Genomic DNA, 21,686 nt, shown 5'->3' on the forward strand with positions numbered 1-21,686 from the left:
TGGTAGGACTAAAATACAATAATTAAATTACCGTTTCAAAGTAAAATGACTAGTAAAGGTTCTGCCATCTTCTAAAGTTACTTTAAACCAGTAATCGTTAGTAGGCATATTTTCACCGTTATACCTGCCATCCCAACCAATACTTAAGGGATCGAGTTCTTTTAGTAGCTTACCGTATCTATCAAAAATATAGATTGTTGAATTGGCCTGAAACTCTTCCGTAATCCCACGAACTTGCCAATAATTATTGTCATAATCATCATTAGGTGTGAAAAATTTAGGGAAACCTATAACCGAAATTAAATCTTCTACAATACCACATTCGTTTTTATCGCGTACGTAAACGGTGTATAATCCTGGTTGCACATTACTAAATGTGTTAGAGTCTTGGTAAGGACCATAAATATCATCTAATGCATATTCGTAATCTCCTTCACCTGTCACAAATACTGAAATTGAATTGTTTTGTGTAGCATCAATGACTTCAATATTTAAAACTGTTGCGATATTAGATGGTAACACGGTAATGGTTCGGTCTTTAAAGCAACCGTTGGTGTTTGTTACTCTTACGTTGTAGGTGCCTGGAGTGTTAATTTCTATTTCTGTAGTATTTTCACCTGTAGACCATTCGTAATAATAGTTACTTGGAGAATCACTTATAACTCCACCATTTAATACAAGTGTTTCAGGGAATGAGTTTAAACAATATAGTGTTTCAAATGTTGTTTCAATATTGGGTAACTCTAAAACAGTGAGTTCAATTTCGCTTATGCCATAACATGCGCTTGCGTTTTCTACACGTCCGTAAATTGTTTGGTTATACGGAATGGTATTGGTAAATGTAGTCCCAATAGGATTTGTTTCTACTAAAGCATCTTCATAGGTTTCGTAATAAATTACATCTAAACCACTAGGTGTATTGGCTAAAATGATGTCATTGGTTTCTGTTAAGTCAAAGGTCATAAAACCATTTTCAGTACCATCTGTATCACACAATGCTATGCTTGCGTTGTTAGACGAAGTGGTGCTTACTTCTAAAGAAATTTCACTATAATTATAACAGGCAGAATCTGTATTTGTTACTCTTGCATATATGATTTGAGGATTGAAGAAATTATTGAAAGCATCACCATTTATTTCATTTTCTTGATTTTCGGCATCTAATAACGATAAATAAAATTCAATGCTATTATTTGAGATGTCATCTGTAATATCTTCTAAATAATTATTAATATTAAAGGTGGTAAAGCCTTCAGGAATACCGTCTTCGTCACATTGTAAAATAGAAATGTTATTTGCAACAGGAATAGGATTTACTACGAATTCAAAACTAGCTGTAGTAAAACAATCTGTATTTGCTGTATTTTCAATTCGGGTAAAGATAGTTTCATTAAAAGCATCACTGTTTGTATAGCTTAATGGTAAAGGGTTTAAATTATCATTTGCATCGTCTTGTGAGGTATGAAACGTAATACTCGTTTCATTTTCATCTTGTGTTCCTCTTATTGTTGGTTTTAAATCTTCTAAATTTACTGTAGCAATACCATCTAATTCATCACCTAGGTTATCGCAAATCTCAATAGTGTTTAATACGGGGACTTGTGGTGTTGAAAAGACTTCAAGCTCAAAGGAGTTAATGTCGTAACAATTGGTGTTTTCAATATTATTTACACGAACAAAAATCCTTTGTGGATTACTAATATTGGTGTAAGGAAACGCAATTTTATTGTCACCAGAATTGGCATCAGCTAGTGTTTCAAAATAACTAACCTCATACAGTAAGGGGTCTTGAGTTAAAAGGGCTTCGGAGTTCTTATCTGTAAAATCGAAAGAAAATAGACCATCATTATCTGTGGCATCACAAACCTCTACTCTTGAAAGTGAATTTGCTACAGGAATATCAAAAATACCAACAACAGCAGTTCCTTCTATTGGGCAATCACCATTATTAGGTTCTATATACACTTCGTAAAATCCAGGAGTATCTACAAACAATTGTGATGAGGTTTCAGATATGATTAAGCCATTATAAGACCAAACATAATCTGCTCCAACAATATCGGTAGCTTGCAGCGTGTAGTTGTCTCCTGTACAAAGTTTTAGTTCTGAGGTGCTAATACCATTTTGAATAATATCAATTTCAGAATTAAACAAAGATTGAATAAAAGGAGGTAAGCCTATCTGACTTCTATTTGTTGGTGGTCCGCCGACATCAAGAAGAACACCTTGTGCGTCGTAAATAACATCTTGCCAATCTGCTTCTGGGTTGGTAATAACTCCGAGATATGTGCCTGAATTACTTTGATTATTAAAATCAAATTGTGCTCTGTAAATTTTTCCATCAATTCCTAGTTGAATGGCTGCTGCACTATATTGATTTGCGTTTGGAGTACTAATGGTTCCTCTAGAGTTGGTGATGTGGTCATTATCGCCATCTAAATCCCATTGCATAATTTCACTTGATCCAGAACCGGCAGCTCCTATACCAATGGTGGCATATACTTTTTTATTATTTGCAGAAAACTCAACACCATACGGACTATTGCCTTCAGAAGGACTGTAAAGTTCTAAAGGATTAGAGATTAAGCCAGAATCGTTATCAAAATCAAATAAATAAACACCACCAGGCGCATCATTTCCCGCTTGCGTATCTTCAAAACCATGATGTGCAACAACTAATTTAGTGCCATCAGGCGAGGCTTTTATATAGCCTAATGCATTTTTGCGATAGCCACTAGCTGGTACAATAAGATTATCACCATCACTAGTGTCAAATGTAGAAATTACAGGACCTATATTTACACCATTTTCGTTAATAGAAACACCATTTTCAGTAACCTTAAAGGCATAAAAAGAATCTACAAAATGTGTAATTACCCAAAAAGAGGTACAATCATCTGCTTTTACGGCTGTAATTTTTTCTGAACATTTAAGTTCCGATTCTAATGGATTTGTAGGGTCATAAGTTATAAGTGGTACGTTTTTCTCAATAGCATCAACAGCTCCTAAACCACCATCTTCATTCATGTTTATTTTGGTATACATTAAACCATCATTTACACCATCTCCATCTGTTTGTCCTGAAAAAGCAGGATTAGACGTGTTAAAATGATGTGGCTCATCTACCGTAAAAATGTAATAAATATTAGGGTCTTGTGGTTTGGGTACAATTAAACCAGAAGAGGTACTAGATGGGTCTCCTTTTAAACCTGTACCATTTTGCATTATAGCATGCTGACTGTTCCAAACAGTTATACCGTCAGAATAGAATAATAAGTTGCCATCAGTATCAGATATTGAAGTACAGCCTTCTAAAGTATTAATTTCTCCGTCATTTACAGCTGTAACAGTATTACTAGAGGCATCAAAACGCAAACCCGCATTTCTTCCAAAATACCAAAATGAGGCTTCATTTTGTGCAAAAAGTTGGGTGCTTGTACATAGTAAGAAGATAATAAAAAGAGTCTTTTTCATAATAACTTTGGTGTATTGCTAACACACTAATCAATACTATATAACAACTAGAGCTGTAAAAGCCCTAGTATAGTGTTGAGTTTGTTATAGCAATTGCTATCAAAGGTATTATAAATCTCTCTTTTTTAATAATCGGTATGATAAAAAGATAAAAATGGCAGTCCAACCTAGTACGATAGCTATTTCATACCAATGTACAGCGTAATCATACATAATGTCTGCTTTTTCTGGGAACTTTGTCATTACAATTCTCTGAATAGGTTGGTTAATTAAATTCCACATAGATTGTAAAGGCATGAAATTGTAAATTCCATCTGCAACGGTTTCATTAAGTTTCCATTTCATTAAGCCATAAGTAATACTTTCTGTAATAAATAGTAGGAATAAGAATCCTAATGCAAATGCAGATCGTTTTAATAGCATACCTAAGAATAAACACAAACTAAAGAACCCAACAAGTTTTACAAAATAAGCAAGTAAAAATTCTACTTCTCTAAAAATAATGGAAGCTTCTGTATAACTTGAATAATATAAGCCAATTAAGAATGTTGCTAAGCCAATTAATAGCGTAGCACACAATGAGAAAAATACAATAGTATAAAATTTAGATAGTATAAATTCCTTTTTACTCAGCCCATCAATAAGGTTTTGTTTGAGCGTTTTGTTACTGTATTCATTACCAATCATGCTTACGACAACTATAGCAAAGAAAAATTTGAATTGTGCCGCAAAGAAGGTTGTAATATGCCAAATTATTGGGAAATTAAAAATACCTAACTCACCTAATTCTAAAGTAAAAAAACCAAAGAAGTTAATTTTTATTGAAGACAAAATTAATACCGTAAATGGTAAAATAAATGAGATAATTATTAAAACTCTACTCGCTTTATTAAGCCAAAGTTTTTGTAATTCGAGTTGTATAAGACGTAACATATATTGGTTGGTTTTACATCCTTCTTAAAAGATAAGAAGGGTGCTGTTTTTTTTGATTGATTTATTAATGGTCTGTTAATTGTAAAAACTGTTCTTCTAAACTTTCTTTTCGTTTTACAAGATGTGATAGAAAAATACCTTTTTCAAACATTAATTTATTAAAATCAGAAGCAGACATTGGTTCGTTTAAAAAAGCCGTAATCAATTCGTCCTCTACTGTTACGTTGCCAATGTTGGGGTGTGATTCTAATATGGCTATTAACTCTTGGTGTTTTTCGGCTTTTAATTCAAAAAAACCATGACTGTTAATCATTTCATCTACACGACCAGAATACAATTTTTCTCCTTTACGTAAAACAACCACATGCGAGCAAACTTTTTCAACTTCGTCTAAAAGATGCGAAGCTAAAAGAATGGTAGTGCCTTTAGCTGCAATTTCTTTTATAATTTGACGTATTTGATGAATTCCTTGAGGATCTAAACCATTAGTAGGTTCATCTAATATTAAAATTTCAGGATCGTTAAGTAGGGCAGAAGCAATGGCTAAACGTTGTTTCATTCCTAAAGAATAAGTTCTAAACTTATGGTTTTTTCTATCTAATAAACCAACGACTTCAAGTTTTTCGTCTATTTTACTATGCTCAACTCCTTTTATTTTACAAACGAGCTTTAAGTTTTGTTCTGCCGTCATATAAGGATAAAAGTTTGGTCGCTCAATAATAGCTCCAACTTGTTTTAAAGCATTGTGTGTAGTGGTATTGCCATCAAACCAATGAAAATCGCCTTGTGTTTTGTTTACGACATTTAAAACAATACCTAATGTGGTAGATTTACCACTTCCATTTGGTCCTAAAATGCCATAAACATTGCCTTTGTTAATTGTGAAACTCAAATTTTTCACAGCTGTTAAATGACCAAATTTTTTTGTGAGATTATTGATGGTAAGGATTGGCTCCAAAATGATTGATTTTTAAAATATCAAAATGACACTTCAAATAGCTTAGTGTGACAAATTAGATATTGGTTGGTTATAAAGGTAAGACGATTAAGACTTTTAATTGTTACAATTATTTTTGTTTTATATAAAATAACTTCATTATAGGTGCCAATAAATTTATTAAAAACACTTAAATTTAACACATGAGCAACGATTTAAAAATATCAAAGAAGAAACCAACCTATCCTATTTCAGAGAAACTAGATGCTTATTTGTTTAAGTATAGAAGAAATATAGATTTACCTATTTTATACTCAGATTTATTACGGTTTCAGGGGTCAATAGTTGTTTATGATAAAAATGATGTTGATACGCTTTGGGTACGTGTATTTTACAATGAATTTGAGCGCGAAGAAATTGACAGTAGTTTAAAACAAGTCTATTCTAGTTTAATCTCAGATGGAGGAACATGGATTTTAAAATATTTGAATGTAGATGCGATTGATTTTTGCACGTTTGGAAATTCGAAACCGTTCAGAATTAAAGTTAGAAATATTCTCAATGATAATTTTACTCATTTTTATGTTAAAACAGCAGATGCATCAAGGGTTTATGGGCTAGAGTTAGAACAGATGCTATCACCATATCAAATTAATTTTTTGGTATGTAAAGACACATTAATTGAAGAGCATATTGCAGGTATTCCTGGTGATGAGTTTATAAAAAATATGTTGCCAGATTGCAGTCCGTCAGAGAAAGCACAAATAGCCAAAGAATTTGTAAAGTTTAATGAACGTTGTTTAATTAGGCTTTTGGGAGATATGCGTTCTTATAATTATGTGATAGTACCAACGCACGATTTTGACCATGTGGTTTTTAAAATTAGGGCCATTGATTTTGATCAACAATCTTTTGAAGGTAATCTAAAAATTTATAGACCTCAGTTTTTTAAAGAGAATTTTAAGATGGTTGAGTTGGTGCGTCAAAAAATTCAACACGAATCAATCGATCAGTATAAGGTTGAAGAGCGTTCTATAGTTGCCAAACGAATGCTAAGTTATCATACGCGTTTAAATGCCTTGTTAGATTGCATGGAGGCAGATGAAATCTCACTTCCAAAACATATAGAACGGCTTAAAGAAGATATCTATAATTATACCATGGATTTAAACTTTAGAAAGAGTAAAAACATGGGGGAAATACTTAAAAATGCACTCGATTTTGTAAGACGGAATTACGAGGATGTTAGTTTAAAGCGGTTTTAATTATACCAGCTTTTTAATTCCAATTTTCATCAAAATTCAAATTATCGTAATCATTAGGATCTAAGTCGTCTTCAAACTCATTATAAAGGTCATCTTCATCTTCATCGGCTTCAAATGTTTTCTCAGGTGCTTGATCTGGAATTTGGCCATGAACATACATTAAGTTTGGGTAGTCTGTTCCTTCTGCTTCTTCAACAATTTCACCTAATTCTACATAAAATGTCCACATATTCATAAAGTCGTAGAGATAGATTAAGCGTGTAGATGCTTCATGAATCATATCTTTAATGATGGTGGTACTCATCATTTTTACTTCGTTACCAGCTTCACTCATATCCATCATCGCAATTTCTTCTCCTTGATTCCACTGCTCATCACTCATATAAAATGAAGCCATTTCCATACCGTCAAATCCAAAAGATTGTGTAATAACATTATGCAAATCTTCCATGGTATCCGTTTCGCGGATTTCTATATCGCGGAATACATCATCTTCGGTATCGTTATCTAGTATAATTCTAAATCTATAAATCATGCTGCAAAGTTAAATCATTTTTTAATTATTTCGTAAAGCGATGTAAGGTAAATGTCATAGCACTTAACAAAATAAATGCACCTACTTGATGTAAGACACCTAGCCATACAGGAACGGCTAATATTAATGTAAAAACACCTAGTAAAAACTGAACACCAACCATTACTAAAAGCGTATTAATACCTTTTGTTTGCCATGTAGTTAATTGCATACGATTAGCTTTATACCAAATAGCTAAAATAAATATTACCACAACATAGGCTAGAGTTCTGTGTACAAACTGAACGCCACTTTTACCTTCTAAAAAGTTGAGGTAAGTTGGGGTTTGTTCAATAAAAACGGTTTCGTGAATCCATTTACCTTCACTCATTAAAGGCCAGTGGTTATGAATCCATCCGGCATCTAAACCTGCCACAAAAGCTCCATAAATAATTTGAAGTATAAGAACAGCTAAACCAATTCTTATAAAATTTCTAAATTTTTTATCAATGACTTTCTTGTCAGGGAACATGAGATCTAAAGCCACCCAAAAGGTGTAAGCAAAGGTTAAAAATGCTGTGGTTAAGTGTGCCGCTAATCTAAAATGACTGACGTTAGGCTCGTCTACTAAACCAGATTTTACCATATACCAGCCTAGAAAACCTTGAAAACCTCCTAAAATAAGAAGTATTACGGATTTTTTTATTGTGGATGTTGAAAGGCGTTTTTTAATTAAGAAATAAATAAAAGGAATGATAAAAACTAAACCAATAAAACGTCCAATAACTCTGTGAATCCATTCCCAGAAGTAAATGTCTTTAAATTCTTCTAAACCAAAGTGGTTATGTAATTTTTGATATTCAGGGTATTGTTTGTAAAGTTCAAAGGCTTCATTCCATTCTACTTCATTCATTGGAGGTATAGTACCAGAAATTAATTTGTAGTTTGAAATAGATAAGCCCGAATGTGTCAGTCTAGTGATACCACCAACAATCACCATGATAAAGATTAAAACACAACCTGTCAATAACCAATATATAACTGCTTTGTTTTCTTTTGTTTGATGAGCCATAAATACAAGAATTAATATTATTTTACTGCTTACTGCTTACTGCTTACTGCTTACTGCTTACTGCTTCAAGTCCTAATTTTTTACCTTTCTCTAACATCAACTCAAAAGCGGCATCATGTTCATTAGGAATTTCTCCTTCTAAAATGGCTTCCTTAATTGCTTCTTTAATTATTCCAATTTCTCTAGACGGTTTTAAATTAAAGGTTTCCATAATTTCTTCTCCAGAGACTGGTGGTTGAAAATTTCTTACCTGATCGCGTTCCTCTACTTCAATAATTTTATCTCTTACCTTCTGAAAGTTGTTGTGATATTTTTTAAACTTTTTAGGATTTTTTGTTGTGATATCAGCTTCACAAAGTGTCATTAAGTCTTCAACATAGTCACCTGCATCAAACACCAAACGTCTAACGGCAGAATCGGTTACATCTGAAGCTAATACAATTGGTCGCGAACTCATAAATACCATTTTCTGAACAAATTTCATTTTATCATTCAAGGGCATTTTTAGTCGCTTAAAGAGTTTATAAACCATTTTAGAGCCTACAAATTCGTGCGCATGAAACGTCCACCCAATTTTTTTGTGAAATTTCTTAGTTGGTGCTTTTCCTATATCGTGTAATAACGCAGCCCAACGCAACCATAAGTTGTCTGTAGTTCTAGCGATATTATCTACAACTTCTAAGGTGTGATAAAAATTATCTTTATGACGTTGACCTTCAATTTCATCAATACCTTTAAGTGCTGTTAGTTCAGGAAGAATATATTGTAAAAGGCCTGTTTTTTCTAAATGAATAAAACCAATAGACGGAGTTTTACTTTCTAGAATTTTATTGAGTTCAACAACAATACGTTCTTTGGTAATAATTTTTATACGCTCTTTATTATCGGTAATTGCTTTAAGAGAGGCGTCTTCAATTTTAAAATTTAGTTGCGTTGCAAAACGAATAGCACGCATCATACGTAATGGGTCGTCGCTGTAGGTAATGTTGGGTTCTAAGGGGGTCCGAATAATACCTTCATCTAAATCTTCAAGGCCATTAAACGGATCTAAAAGCTCGCCAAAATTGTTTTCATTTAAACTTAAAGCTAACGCATTAATCGTAAAATCGCGTCTATTTTGGTCGTCTTCTAAAGTACCATTTTCAACAATTGGATTTCTGCTGTCTTCATTATAGCTTTCTTTACGAGCACCAACAAATTCAATTTCAATATCGTCAAAGCGTAACATCGCTGTTCCGTAGGTTTTAAAAACTTGAACTTTAGGTTGGTTAGGTAGGTTTTTTGCTACTTGTTTTGCCAATTCAATACCACTTCCAACAGCTACGACATCAATATCTTTAGCATCACCACGGTCTAGGAGATAATCGCGAACAAAACCACCTATAACATAACTTTCTACCTGTAATTCTTTAGCAGATTTTGAAATGTACTTAAAAATATTGTGCGTTAACGCTTGTTTGTGGTTCATAAGCTAATTGAAACAACAGAAATTCTATAAATAGGTTGAAGAAATATCTGTTTTTTTGCTGTGCAAAGATACGACACAGCACTAACCTTTAAAAATGAAAACTAAGCTTTTTAAGGTGTAATATTTATTTGGAATCTTGAAGATAGAATTCTGCGATTTTCCAATCTAAAGGAGTGTCAATATCAATAGAAGTTTCTTCAGACATGATATATTTTTTAACTTTACTAAATGCTTTTATTTTTTGTGTTCTCAAAGCTGTTGAGTTAATAACATAGATGGCTCCATTTAGTTCCCAAACATCAGGGCAATCTTGTCGTCTGGTGTAGTTTCCTTCTTTTGAAGGCTTTAAAAAGCCATTGTTTTCTTCGTATAAATTATAATAAGGATTTGCAGATGCTTGCTTTGCAGATACAACCATGTCTATAGAATTATCATAGCGGTTTATACAGTCTTGAACTTGCTCTAAAGTTCTAAACGGCGAGGTTGGTTGTAATAGTACAATAGCATCGTAAGTTTTATTATTTAGTTTTTCGTAGGCTTCTAAACCATGTAAAATAACATCTTGAGAATTGGCGGTGTCAGTTGCTAATTCTGCTGGGCGTTTAAACGGAATTTCTAAACCAAGCTTTTGGGCAACCTCAATAATTTCATCGCTGTCGGTTGTAAAACAAATGTCTTTTTTATCTGCAATTTTTTTAGCAATATCAATACTATACTGAATTAAAGGTTTGCCGTTTAAAAGTTTAATGTTTTTTTTAGGAATGCCTTTGCTTCCGCCACGAGCTGTTATTACAACGAGATAATTCATATTACAATTTTATGTGTTTTATGTCTTCTTGTGCTTTTTCAAAATCTTCAGGTTTGCCAATGTCTAACCAGTATGTTAAAATTGGATAATTGATGATTTTTTTATTCTTAGATAGTAAAACCTCAATTAAATCAGTGGCATCGAAAAAAATATTTTCAGGAATAAAATTTAAACATTCTTTTTTAAACATATAAATACCAGCATTTGAGTAATAAGTATAAGAGGGTTTTTCTTTTAAGTCGGTAACATAACCCGCTTTGGTTTCTACAACACCATGTGGAATATTTACTTTATAAGGTATAGTTGCTATTAAAGCATCACCTTTTTTTGAAAGAAAATCATTAAAAATCGCTTCAAAATTTGCATTAGTGAGCAAATCTGCATTCATCACTAATATGTAATCTTTTTTTAAGTTTTTGTTTAGTTTTAATGCTCCAATAGTTCCTAAAAACTTGGGTTCTTTTATAAAATTGAAATCAATTTGATGCGGATTATTCTTTTGAAAATAAGCGATAATTTGATCACTTAAATAATTAACAGTTATATTAATATGTTTAATTCCGTATGAAGCAAGAAGGTCTGTATTGTACTCAATTATTGGTTTGTTACCTACTTTTAAAAGAGGCTTTGGTGTGTCTGCGGTTAATGGCATTAAACGTTTGCCTTTGCCACCAGCCATAATTACAACATCTATTTTGTTAAGCATCAGCTACATTTTATGATCTAAATATTTCCCAGTTTCTTTGTGGTTAAAGTTCGGTAATATTTTATGAAATAATTGAGTTATATCTGCCTTTGTCCAAGATTTTTTTGCTCTTAGGTTATTTATTTCATTAGAAAATAATTTGTGTTGATCTTTAGTATTTGTGTTGGGCTTGTTTTTTATAATTCCAATAGCATTATAACGCTCTATGTCTAAGGTTTCATTTTCTGTAAAAAACACTTCAAAATCTTTTTCGCCAGTGGTGTCTGTTTTAGTAAATAAGCAAGGCCATTTTCCGGTTTGAGGTAGGGTTTTTGCTAGTTGTCTAGCTTCATTTTCATCTTTACATAGATAAGGTTCGTAACCTAAGTGTTTAATATATTTTACAGCAATATTAGCAAAACTAACAAGTTGTAGGTTTGTATTCAGTTTAGGAAAAAATATATCATTATTCTCTCCAAATATACAGGACATTAAACAGAGTTCTCCAGATTCTTTTGGTGTAATAAAGTATCTTTCAATATCGTTTGGAGCAACGATGGGTTGCTGTTGTTTAAAGCGTTGCTCAAAGCTATGTAATAAAGAACCATCAGAAAAAGCAACATTTGCAAAACGTGCTGTAGAAATATTAATTTTTTTACTTTTTTCCATTAAAAAAAGTTCCATAATGCGTTTAGATGCTCCCATCATGTTTACAGGATCTGAGGCTTTATCTGTAGAAACGCAAAAATATTTTTTTACATTATTTTCAATGCATTGTTGAACTGTTTTTTCGGTGTTTAAGATGTTAACATTAACCATGCGCATTAATGTAAATGGATCTTCTTCGCTTCTTACATGTTTTAAGGCAGAAAGATTTAGAACATAATCATAATTGCCGTCTGAAGCTATAAATGCATCGTATTCAATAGAACCAATATCTAAAGCAAAAGTTTTAAAATCTCCATTGCTATAGCCAAAAGAACTTCTAATATCTCTTACCAATTCTACCAAGTTGTTTTCACTAATATCTACAACATGAAGTTTTTTAGGATTGCGTTTAAAAATTTCTTTGGTCACTGCTAGACCAATAGTGCCTGCGCCTCCTAGAATTAAAAATTTTGAGGCTGAAATGATAGTGTTTAATTCCGTGTGATATTTATCGATATCAGTTTTAAATAACTCACTTTCTCTATTGATGAGGTTTAGTATGTTGTTTTTGTTGGCTTGATTGTAATTCATAAGAGTAATTAAAACGACATAACCGTTTTTTATGGTAGTGTAAAGATACGATTCGGAACCAATGATTAAAAATTCATTAATTTATCACATGTCAAATGATATTGATTTGAAAATACTTTATTATTTATAAAATATAGTAAATAACTATTAATATTTTTGTGATTCAATAAATCGAGCTATTTTAATATGAATTTTTTTAAAAGAAAATATTATCAAATACTTACAAAGTATCTGCAGAATAAACCTAATAAAGTTGAGGAGTATTTAAAAAGCTCATATTACTTGAAAAATGAGAAGCATCTCAATATTGAAAATCCAAAAGAGATTTCCGAAAAAATTCAATGGTTAAAATTGAATTTATATACAGAAGCATATAAAGATTATGTAGATAAATATGAAGTTAGGTCTCACATAAAAAAAGTTTTGGGACCTGAATATCTTGTTGATATCATTGGTGTTTATGATAATGTAGACGATATTGATTTTGAAAGCTTGCCAAATAAATTTGTTATGAAAGGAACACATGGTTCTGGCTATAACGTAATTGTAGAGGATAAAGCTAGCTTAGATTGGCAAAAAACGAAAAGAGAGCTTAATAAATATTTATCATTGAATTATTACGATAAATATAAAGAGCTTATATATAAAGATATAAAACCTAGAATTCTAGTTGAACATTTTTTAGATCAGCTTAGTGATGCGGCTATTGTAGATTATAAATTTTTGTGTTTTCATGGAGAACCAAAATATATATATGCTAAAGCAGAAGAGGATGGTATAAGAAAGAGGTCTTATTATGACATGGAGTGGAATAAAATAGAGTTGCCATCTGAAAAACCAAATTATTTAAGACGCGCATTAGATAAACCAGAGAACTTTGATGAAATGGTTGAAACAGCTAGAAAACTAGCTAAGGATTTTATTTTTATACGTGTAGATTTATACTCTATTCAAGGGAAAATATATTTTGGTGAATTAACTTTTTTTCCAAAAAGTGGTATGAAACGCGTTATGTCAGAACCTCTTAATCAAATAATGGGCGACTTAATACAACTGCCTAACGAAGCTCGTGCTTAGATAGTTCGTCAAACATCTTTTTAGAAATTACCGATTTAGTAAAATTATCTAAAAGGTATTGGTATCCATTGGTTGTAAATTTATCTTGAAGCGCTTTATCATGCATTAATATCGTCACTTTTTTAGCAAAATCGGTTGCATTACCAACTTTTGCCAAAAGGCCAGTTTCGCTATCTACAATAACTTCTGATATGCCACCTGCATCAGCAGCAACAATAGGCACTTTGCAGGCGTAGGATTCTAATAACACACCACCTGTAGGTTCATTATTAGATGTAAATAGAAATAAATCAAGCTCAGGTAATAGTTCTGGGACATCACGCCTAAAACCTGTAAAGATAATATGTTCTGTTAACCCTTTTTCATTAACATAATTGCGTATATCTTGTTCCATACTACCTTTTCCAACTAAGATATATTTGGCTTTAATTTTATTTTCTTTTACTAAAATTTCAACCGTATCAACCCAAGTATAGTGGTCTTTAAAACCTGTAAACTCTGCAATATTTCCTATGAGTTTGTAATCTTCAGGAATTTTAAATTCTTTATGCAGCATTCCTGTAGGAGCTTGTTTTTTAAATTTGTTAATATCAGTCACACTTCCTATAACGGTAAATCGGCTATGGTCTTTTACAGCAAACTTTAAAGATTCAACTACAGGTTGCGACACACATATAATTTTTTTAATGCCTTTGTAGTTGTATTTCCACTTTCTAAAAAAGTTAGTGTCTACACGTTTTATAAGTGTTCTACAAAGCACTAAAGGTACTTTCATACCATAAATAAAATGCGATAGTACAGCTAAAGTATGTGCTTTACTACTGTGAATAAAAATAACAGATGCTTTCTTCTCTTTGGCGAGTTTTTTAAATGCCTTAGCATAAGATAAACTGTATTCCGATTTGTATTCAAACGGAATTACTTGCATGCCTTTTTCTGTTGCAATGCGATACAATTCTGAATCTATAGGACAAACAATCCATTGGTCTTCAACATAGCCTTCCGCTTTAAAAGCTTCATATAAATAAATGATTTTTTGTTCGTGTCCACGCCAACCATTTGAAGCTGTAAATTGTATTAATCGCATTTAAGAGAGGTTTGATTTTTGGTAAAAATAGGAATTATAAGCTTACTTAATTTTATAAAGTCCTACGGCTTTTTTTAATTTCTTACTCATTAAGACATAGTTGACGTAAAGTTTATTTTTAAAACTTAAATAGCGCCATTCTTTATGAGGAATGATGTGTTTTGAAACCTTAGCGTTGATATCGTCAGAAACAATAAAGTCGGTTTTTATTGCATCCCAACTTACGTTGTCATAACCATCAAACTCGTTGACTTTATTTTTTTCGTGAATAATAGACATCCATAAGCGTTGATTGGCTATTTCAACACGTCTCGATTCTTTTTTCCACATATTATGGTCACTAAACCATACTGTTTTTGGTGTGTCGTTTTTTTCAATCAGGCTTATAAAAGGATTAAAAATATGCTCTTTCTTTCCTAGCATAATATCTGGTGAAACTTGTAGTGAGTAGCCTTTTAAAATATCAATAGCCATAAAATCTTGCGATTTAAATTGCTGTTGAATTGTTGCTATATAGTCTTTACGAATACAATCGTCGTTATCAATTCGCGATGTAATAATATAAGGACTGTCTTTGCTGTCTTCTGCTATATATGATTTAATAGACGAATGAAAAGCGTCCATACCATCAATGTAAAAAGCCTTAAAATGTGGGTAAGGTTTTAAAAGCGCTTCAATTTCTGTTTTAAAATCGGCATCGGTTGTCGTGTCAAAAAATAACAACCATTGGAAATCTGTATTGGTTTGGCTAGCAACTGAGGGTAAACAGAAATTACTAAACAAACCAATTCTATGTGTCATCCACTCTCTAGTTAATAATGTTTCGTTATTCTTTGTGACGTCCCAATTTTTATTTTTGAGATTAAAGCGAGTGATGAGATAGTGTTTAAACATAGGAGATTATTAGATGACACAAATTTACAGAAATATTTGGAAGTCTTTCAGCTATAATTGAAGCGGCTTTTAATCTTTTGTCCAAAGAATTAAATACCTACTTTTGCAGTCAAAGATTACTATTATTTATATGTCAGTAACTGTAAAAATTCATGATAATTCTGCACTAACTAAAGATCAGTTAATGAGTGCCATTAAAAATTTTGACCAACAAGGTGAAATGATTGGTAATGGTTATAGGAATGTTATAAAAATACTGACTATTGGTGGAGAACGCTACAATATAAAAGAATTTAAAGTCCCTAATTTAGTTAATAAAATTGTCTATAAATTTTTTAGAAAAAGCAAAGCAGAGCGTTCATTCTTATATGCAACACGTTTGCTTAAAGCAGGTGTTTTAACCCCATCACCAGAAGCTTTTGTTGAATATAAGTCGGCATTTACTTTTGGTAGTAGTTATTATATCAGTAAGCAATTAACATACGATTTTACAATACGAAAGCTTATTGATGAGCCAGAATGTGATGATTATGATAATATCTTAAGGCAGTTTACACAATTCACTTACAGGTTGCACGAAAATGGTATTCATTTTTTAGATCATTCGCCAGGTAACACATTGATACAAAAAGAAGATGGAGTTTATAACTTTTATTTGGTAGACCTTAATCGAATGGATTTTAAAACCTTGAGTTATGATGAACGATTAGCAAATTTTGCACGCTTATCTCCTAAGGATTATATGCTGGATATTATTAGCGATGAATATGCTAAGTTAATTGAGAAGCCACATGATGAAGTTAGAGAACGTATGTATTTCTTCTCTCAAAAATTTTCATCAAGTTTTAAAAAGAAAGAAGCGTTTAAAAGAAAGTATTATTTCTGGAGAAAGAAAAAACGTTAAGGTTTTTTATATAACTCACGCAATTTAGAATACTTTAAAAATGTAATATTTGCGGTTTGTACACAAATAACAAATCCATTAAACCCATCTAAAAAACCTAATCTTAGGACATAAGATTTAAAAAAGGCCCAAGTTGGATTGCATATAATTTTCCAAAGAGGAGCTTTTTTTCCTTTATCCATATAAGCTTTAGCTGCAATCGTAGAGAAGTATTCTGTTTTTTGATTAAACTCGGAATACGTTTGATATGTTTTGTGTAAAATATCACCTTTTAAGTGGCCTGTTTTAGCGTTGGTATCAAAAAGTTGCACATTATCGTGCGGATTAATGCCTTGCCATTCCGCTTTTCTTCTATCAAAAATCCTAAGTTTTTTATTTGGGTACCAATCCGAATGTTTAATCCATTGTCCACAGAAATTATTAAAACGATTGGCATAATAACCGTCAAATTTCCAGTTCGATTTTAGATTTATAATCGATTTTTGAAGGGGTTCAGATAAGGCTTCATCTCCATCTAAAGAGACCACATAGTCATAATTAGCTTGAGATAAAGCAAAATTCTTTTGTTCTATATAGCCTAAGAATTTTTGTTCAATAAAAACCACGTTAAACTGTTCGCAAATAGCCTTGGTGTTATCTGTAGAAAAAGAATCTACCACCACAATTTCATCAACAACACCTACTAAAGACTGCAAACATTGCTTAATGTTGCGTTCTTCGTTATACGTAATAATGACTCCAGATAGTTTTAACATTGTATTAATTTCTCAGTTGTAAAAATAGTATTTTTGTGCTATGCAATCTAATTCACAAGCATCTGTAATTATTAGTACCTACAATCAACCAGAATGGTTAGCTCTGGTATTGTATAGTTATAGTATTCAAACGGAAAATAATTTTGAAATTATCATCGCAGATGATGGTTCTGATGAGCGAACAAAAGCTGTAATAGATAAATGTTCTTCAGAGACAGAATTAAAAATTACTCATGTTTGGCATGAAGATAATGGTTTTCAGAAAACAAAAATTTTGAATAAAGCGATTGTAGCATCACACTCAGACTACCTTATTTTTACGGATGGCGATTGTATTGCCAGACAAGATTTTGTAGAAACACATCTTAGATTACGCAGACCTAACTGTGCCCTTTCAGGTGGCTATTTTAAATTGGTAGCGTCTATTTCAAATGCTATAACTAAGACTATTATTTCTACGCAAAAGTGTTTTGATAAAGATTGGTTAATTGCTGAAGGACAACCTAAAAGTTTTAAATTCAATAAATTAACTAAGTCTAAATCTAAAGCAAACATTTTAAATAAAATAACACCAACTAAAGCCACTTTTGATGGTATGAATGTCTCCTGTTTTAAATCTGACATTTTAGCTGTTAATGGTTTTGATGAACGTATGCAATACGGAGGAGAAGATAGAGAAGTAGGTGAACGGATGATGAATAATGGTGTTAAGTTTATACAAGTACGTTACAGTACTATTTGTGTACATTTGCATCATGAAAGGCCTTATAAAAATGAAGAAGCAAGAGCTTTGAATGAACAAATAAGGAAAGAAACAAAACAAAAGAAAGTAACCTATACCAGTTTTGGTATTAAAAAAGAATAGACAATGGCACTACCTAAAATAACAGTGATTATTGCAACCTATAATAAAATAGATTGGTTAGAGAAAGTCCTTTACGGTTATAGCGTTCAGACTTATAAAGATTTTGATATCATTATTGCAGACGATGGTTCTACCAGTGAAACCAAAGATCTAATCGATAGATTTAAAGCAGATTATCCCGTAAATATAACACATGCTTGGCATGAAGATAAAGGGTATAGACGTCAAAAAATATTGAATGAAGCCATTGTTATGGCTAAAAATGAATATATTTTATTCACTGATGGAGATTGTATTCCGCGTAAGGATTTTGTAGAAACGCATGCTAAATTTGCTGAAAAAGGGTATTTCTTATCTGGTGGTTACTGTAAGCTTAATATGGATTTAAGTGAAACCATTTCTGAAAATGATATTACGTCTCACAATTGTTTTGATGTAAAATGGTTAAAATCTAAAGGTGAATTAGGGAGTAAAAACACTCTGAAATTATCGGTTAAAGACGGATTAGCTAGCTTTTTAGACGTGGTAACACCAACAGGAGCGACCTTTAATAACTGTAATTCTTCTGCTTGGAAATCAGATTTAATTGCCATTAATGGTTACGATGAGCGTATGCAATATGGTGGGCCAGACAGAGAATTGGGAGAGCGCTTAGTGAATTTTGGAATGAAGACGAAGCAAATACGTTATAAAGCAATCGTTTTACATTTAGATCATGCTAGAGGCTATAAGACACAAGAATCTTTAGATCGAAATTTAGCCATTAGAGCTAAAGTGAAAAAAGAAAATTTAAAATGGACACCATTCGGAATTAAAAAAGATTAGTGCAACCGTTTTAAAAAAGCCTTTAAATTACTTTCAAAAAAAGCGGGCTTAAAATCTAAATACAATTCTGTAGCTTTTGATTTTAATACTTTAGGGTGTTCAATATTTAGATATGGTTTATTGTCATAATCTTTAAGATGAACAGAAACGTATTTTATATTGTCGTCAAACATATTCCAAGCCTCTTTCTTAATCCAAGGTGAGAATATGGTAAATGTTGGAATATAAAGTGCTTTTGCCATATTTATGGCTCCGCCTTCATTGCCTATTAAGGCGTCACAATGCGAGGTTATAGCCAAAAAATCTCTTAAAGATTTTCCAAAGACATCAAAATAAATATGTTTTTGAGTTTCTGGAGAGCATAATTCTAAAATAGCTTTAGCATCTGCTTCCTGTTTTGGAATGTAATTGAATAAAATCTGACTAGTGGGTTGTTCTAATACGATTTGGTCAATCACCTTTGCCATATATTCAAAAGGATAGGTTTTGTTGTGGCCGCTACCTAAGACACCAATCATAAATAGGGGGTTTTCCAAATCAATAGCGCTAGATTCTAAAAATTGTTTAGCGTTATTTTTTTCATCTTCTGTGAGATATATTTTTGGTCGTACAATTTTTAAAGCATCAATGTCTAAAGGTTTTAACAGTTGTAAACGATTTTCAATCGCTAGGCCAGCATTTGTATGTGCTTTGCTTTTATGTTTAAAGGTGTGAGTATAGATAAACGATTTTTTTCCTTTATCAATAGAGATTTTAGTTTTTGCTTTAGATAAAAAAGTCATGAGTTTACTCGATAATTTAGAGTAAACATCAATAACGACATCAAAATTTTGCTTGTTTAAATCTTTAGCAAATTTATAAAGTTGGAATTTGCTCTTTTCGTGTTCCGGAGTGAAAAAATGAAAATAATCAATAAAAGGATTGTTTTTAACCACAGGAAAAGTGTGCGAATTAATCACATAGTGTAATTCTGCTTTAGGATATTTATGTTTTATAGCTTCAAATAAAATACTTGTAGCCAAAACATCACCAATCATTTTTTGTTGAATAACTAAAATTTTCATTCTTCAAGTTATAAGAAATCCAACTGAAAATCAATAGCTCTCAGTTGGATTGTTATAGGTTTATTTTTTTTAGAGCTCATATAACCAGTTAAACAGCTACATCATACTCACGTAAAGCGTCATTTAAAGATGTTTTCTTATTTGTACTCTCTTTACGCTTACCAATTATTAAAGCACAAGGAACTTGGTATTCGCCAGCAGCAAATTTTTTGGTGTAGCTGCCAGGAATAACTACAGAGCGCGCAGGAACAACACCTTTAGTTTCTATAGGCTCATCACCAGTTACATCTATAATTTTTGTACTCATTGTTAATACTACATTAGCACCTAAAACAGCTTCTTTTTCTACACGTACGCCTTCAACAACAATACAACGAGAACCAATAAACGCACCATCTTCAATAATAACAGGAGCAGCTTGTAAAGGCTCTAACACACCACCAATACCAACACCACCAGAAAGGTGAACGTTTTTACCAATTTGTGCACAACTACCAACCGTTGCCCATGTATCTACCATAGTACCTTCATCTACATAAGCGCCAATGTTTACATAACTTGGCATTAAAATAGTACCAGAAGAAATGTAAGCTCCATGTCTAGCTACGGCATGTGGTACAACTCTAATTCCTTTTTCTGCATAACCACGTTTTAGTGGGATTTTATCATGATATTCAAAAATTCCAACTTCAAATGTTTCCATTTTCTGAATTGGAAAATATAAAACAACTGCTTTTTTTACCCATTCGTTTACCTGCCATCCATCATCAGTTGGTTCTGCGACACGTAAGGTGCCCGCATCAACAAGATCTACGACGCTTTTTATCGCTTCAATAGTAACGTTGTTAGTTAAGAGAGAACGATCGTCCCAAGCATTTTCTATTACAGATTGTAGTTGTTTCATATGTATCTATTTTATTGTTTTATTAAAGTCACATGCTGTTGGCTATTTATTATTTATCATGATAATAAAGCTTATACATGCTCATTTCTGTAGAAAAAATTAAGTTCAAAGATAAGTCCATAAACACCCATCAAAAAATATTTTTTAAATAAATGTGACCTATTCAAAATACAAGTGTCTTATAGAATATTAAATGGAGGGTAATTTATTTTTTTTATAACTTTTATCTGATAATTTAATTAATAGCTAGTATAGAAAACCCCTTTCCCCGTAATTTAAGGGGTTTTCTTTTTTTTAGGAAGATATATGTGACTTAAGTAAAAATGAAGTGTCTTATATATACATTGATAAAGTGATTTATTTTTTGAGGGAATAAAATCATAACATTGGTTTGATTAGATTGGTTATCTATGGAAACGCTTCTTTTTTTAAGGAAGCGTTTTTTAATTACTGTATCTTTGCAATTATGGGAAGAATTTTAGCCATTGATTTTGGTACAAAACGAACAGGTTTAGCGGTTACAGACGAAATGCAAATTATTGCTTCTGGTTTAACCACAGTTGATACTAAGGAGTTACTACAATTTTTAAAACACTATGTTTCTACTGAAAAAGTTGAGAGATTTGTAGTTGGCTTACCTAAGCAAATGGATAATACAGCATCAGAAAGTGAAGTTTATATTCAGAAGTTTTTAGAAAAATTAAGTAAAAGCATTCCTGAAATTCCTGTAGATCGAGTTGATGAGCGTTTTACATCTAAAATGGCTTTTCAAACGATGATTGATAGTGGGTTGAAGAAAAAGCAGCGACAAAATAAAGCCTTAATTGATGAGATTAGTGCAACACTTATTTTGCAGAGTTACCTTTCTAGTATTTAGTAAATAAATGTAAAGTGTTGAAAATTTGCGTCTTTGCTA

General features: G+C 31.9%; 20 protein-coding genes. 6 read left to right on the top strand and 14 right to left on the bottom strand.

The window, feature by feature from the left end; translation table 11 throughout:
• Positions 1-27: 27 nt before the first annotated feature.
• From VDP25_RS03770 to VDP25_RS03780, 3 genes are all read right to left on the bottom strand, one after another.
• Positions 28-3,474, bottom strand: a complete 3,447-nt coding sequence (locus tag VDP25_RS03770; protein WP_334467073.1) for a T9SS type B sorting domain-containing protein — start codon at positions 3,472-3,474, stop codon at positions 28-30.
• Positions 3,475-3,582: 108 nt separating this feature from the next.
• Positions 3,583-4,407 carry an ABC transporter permease subunit gene (locus VDP25_RS03775; RefSeq protein WP_215925441.1) on the bottom strand — a complete coding sequence of 275 codons (825 nt, stop codon included), beginning with the start codon at positions 4,405-4,407 and terminating at the stop codon, positions 3,583-3,585.
• A 64-nt stretch (positions 4,408-4,471) separates the two neighbouring features.
• Positions 4,472-5,365: an ABC transporter ATP-binding protein gene (locus VDP25_RS03780; protein WP_215925440.1), complete on the bottom strand. Its 894-nt coding sequence runs from the start codon at positions 5,363-5,365 to the stop codon at positions 4,472-4,474.
• Positions 5,366-5,547: 182 nt separating this feature from the next.
• Here VDP25_RS03780 and VDP25_RS03785 point away from each other — a divergent pair, with 182 nt between their 5' ends.
• Positions 5,548-6,609 carry a hypothetical protein gene (locus VDP25_RS03785; protein ID WP_334467078.1) on the top strand — a complete coding sequence of 354 codons (1,062 nt, stop codon included), beginning with the start codon at positions 5,548-5,550 and terminating at the stop codon, positions 6,607-6,609.
• Positions 6,610-6,622: 13 nt separating this feature from the next.
• On the opposite strand, the gene VDP25_RS03790 is transcribed toward VDP25_RS03785, so the two are convergent.
• From VDP25_RS03790 to VDP25_RS03815, 6 genes are all read right to left on the bottom strand, one after another.
• Complete coding sequence (locus tag VDP25_RS03790) at positions 6,623-7,144, bottom strand: IS1096 element passenger TnpR family protein (protein WP_334467079.1); 522 nt, start codon at positions 7,142-7,144, stop codon at positions 6,623-6,625.
• A gap of 25 nt (positions 7,145-7,169) precedes the next feature.
• Positions 7,170-8,195 carry a COX15/CtaA family protein gene (locus VDP25_RS03795; protein WP_334467081.1) on the bottom strand — a complete coding sequence of 342 codons (1,026 nt, stop codon included), beginning with the start codon at positions 8,193-8,195 and terminating at the stop codon, positions 7,170-7,172.
• A 43-nt stretch (positions 8,196-8,238) separates the two neighbouring features.
• Positions 8,239-9,663 (bottom strand): CCA tRNA nucleotidyltransferase, encoded by a 1,425-nt coding sequence (locus tag VDP25_RS03800; RefSeq protein WP_334467084.1) that lies wholly within the window; start codon positions 9,661-9,663, stop codon positions 8,239-8,241.
• Positions 9,664-9,787: 124 nt separating this feature from the next.
• Positions 9,788-10,471: an acylneuraminate cytidylyltransferase family protein gene (locus VDP25_RS03805; protein ID WP_334467087.1), complete on the bottom strand. Its 684-nt coding sequence runs from the start codon at positions 10,469-10,471 to the stop codon at positions 9,788-9,790.
• 1 nt (position 10,472) lies between these two features.
• Positions 10,473-11,177, bottom strand: coding sequence for a nucleotidyltransferase family protein (locus tag VDP25_RS03810; protein WP_334467089.1), 705 nt, complete (start codon positions 11,175-11,177; stop codon positions 10,473-10,475).
• A 3-nt stretch (positions 11,178-11,180) separates the two neighbouring features.
• The gene (locus VDP25_RS03815; protein WP_334467091.1) at positions 11,181-12,395 is read right to left on the bottom strand and encodes a UDP-N-acetylglucosamine 4,6-dehydratase; all 1,215 of its coding nucleotides are present in this window, start codon (positions 12,393-12,395) and stop codon (positions 11,181-11,183) included.
• Positions 12,396-12,677: 282 nt separating this feature from the next.
• On the opposite strand from VDP25_RS03815, the gene VDP25_RS03820 reads away from it, so the two are divergent.
• On the top strand, positions 12,678-13,472 hold the full coding sequence (locus tag VDP25_RS03820; RefSeq protein WP_334467094.1) for an ATP-grasp fold amidoligase family protein: 795 nt from the start codon (positions 12,678-12,680) through the stop codon (positions 13,470-13,472).
• Here the strand turns inward: VDP25_RS03820 and VDP25_RS03825 are convergent.
• Both VDP25_RS03825 and VDP25_RS03830 read right to left on the bottom strand, forming a co-directional pair.
• Positions 13,453-14,559 carry a glycosyltransferase family 4 protein gene (locus VDP25_RS03825; protein ID WP_334467096.1) on the bottom strand — a complete coding sequence of 369 codons (1,107 nt, stop codon included), beginning with the start codon at positions 14,557-14,559 and terminating at the stop codon, positions 13,453-13,455. The genes VDP25_RS03820 and VDP25_RS03825 overlap by 20 nt on opposite strands.
• Positions 14,560-14,601: 42 nt before the next feature.
• Positions 14,602-15,453 (bottom strand): glycosyltransferase, encoded by an 852-nt coding sequence (locus VDP25_RS03830; RefSeq protein ID WP_334467097.1) that lies wholly within the window; start codon positions 15,451-15,453, stop codon positions 14,602-14,604.
• A 130-nt stretch (positions 15,454-15,583) separates the two neighbouring features.
• Between VDP25_RS03830 and VDP25_RS03835 the strand changes: the two genes are divergently transcribed.
• The gene (locus VDP25_RS03835) at positions 15,584-16,357 is read left to right on the top strand and encodes a lipopolysaccharide kinase InaA family protein (protein ID WP_334467098.1); all 774 of its coding nucleotides are present in this window, start codon (positions 15,584-15,586) and stop codon (positions 16,355-16,357) included.
• Here the strand turns inward: VDP25_RS03835 and VDP25_RS03840 are convergent.
• Entirely contained in the window at positions 16,354-17,112 is a 759-nt protein-coding gene (locus VDP25_RS03840) for a glycosyltransferase family 2 protein (RefSeq protein WP_334467100.1), read from the bottom strand. The genes VDP25_RS03835 and VDP25_RS03840 overlap by 4 nt on opposite strands.
• A gap of 40 nt (positions 17,113-17,152) precedes the next feature.
• Between VDP25_RS03840 and VDP25_RS03845 the strand changes: the two genes are divergently transcribed.
• Entirely contained in the window at positions 17,153-17,977 is an 825-nt protein-coding gene (locus tag VDP25_RS03845; protein WP_334467102.1) for a glycosyltransferase family 2 protein, read from the top strand.
• Positions 17,978-17,980: 3 nt separating this feature from the next.
• The gene (locus VDP25_RS03850; RefSeq protein ID WP_334467103.1) at positions 17,981-18,802 is read left to right on the top strand and encodes a glycosyltransferase family 2 protein; all 822 of its coding nucleotides are present in this window, start codon (positions 17,981-17,983) and stop codon (positions 18,800-18,802) included.
• Here the strand turns inward: VDP25_RS03850 and VDP25_RS03855 are convergent.
• Together VDP25_RS03855 and VDP25_RS03860 are read right to left on the bottom strand one after the other, a co-directional pair.
• Positions 18,799-19,866, bottom strand: a complete 1,068-nt coding sequence (locus VDP25_RS03855; protein ID WP_334467105.1) for a glycosyltransferase family 9 protein — start codon at positions 19,864-19,866, stop codon at positions 18,799-18,801. The two genes, VDP25_RS03850 and VDP25_RS03855, sit on opposite strands and share 4 nt — an antisense overlap.
• A gap of 88 nt (positions 19,867-19,954) precedes the next feature.
• A complete protein-coding gene (locus VDP25_RS03860) occupies positions 19,955-20,770 on the bottom strand; it encodes a 2,3,4,5-tetrahydropyridine-2,6-dicarboxylate N-succinyltransferase (RefSeq protein WP_334467107.1) in 816 nt (271 codons plus the stop codon).
• Positions 20,771-21,236: 466 nt separating this feature from the next.
• On the opposite strand from VDP25_RS03860, the gene ruvX reads away from it, so the two are divergent.
• Positions 21,237-21,647: a Holliday junction resolvase RuvX gene (gene ruvX, locus VDP25_RS03865; RefSeq protein ID WP_215925423.1), complete on the top strand. Its 411-nt coding sequence runs from the start codon at positions 21,237-21,239 to the stop codon at positions 21,645-21,647.
• Positions 21,648-21,686 lie beyond the last annotated feature (39 nt).

This window comes from Winogradskyella sp. ECml5-4 (assembly GCF_036903175.1).
Taxonomy (GTDB): domain Bacteria; phylum Bacteroidota; class Bacteroidia; order Flavobacteriales; family Flavobacteriaceae; genus Winogradskyella; species Winogradskyella damuponensis.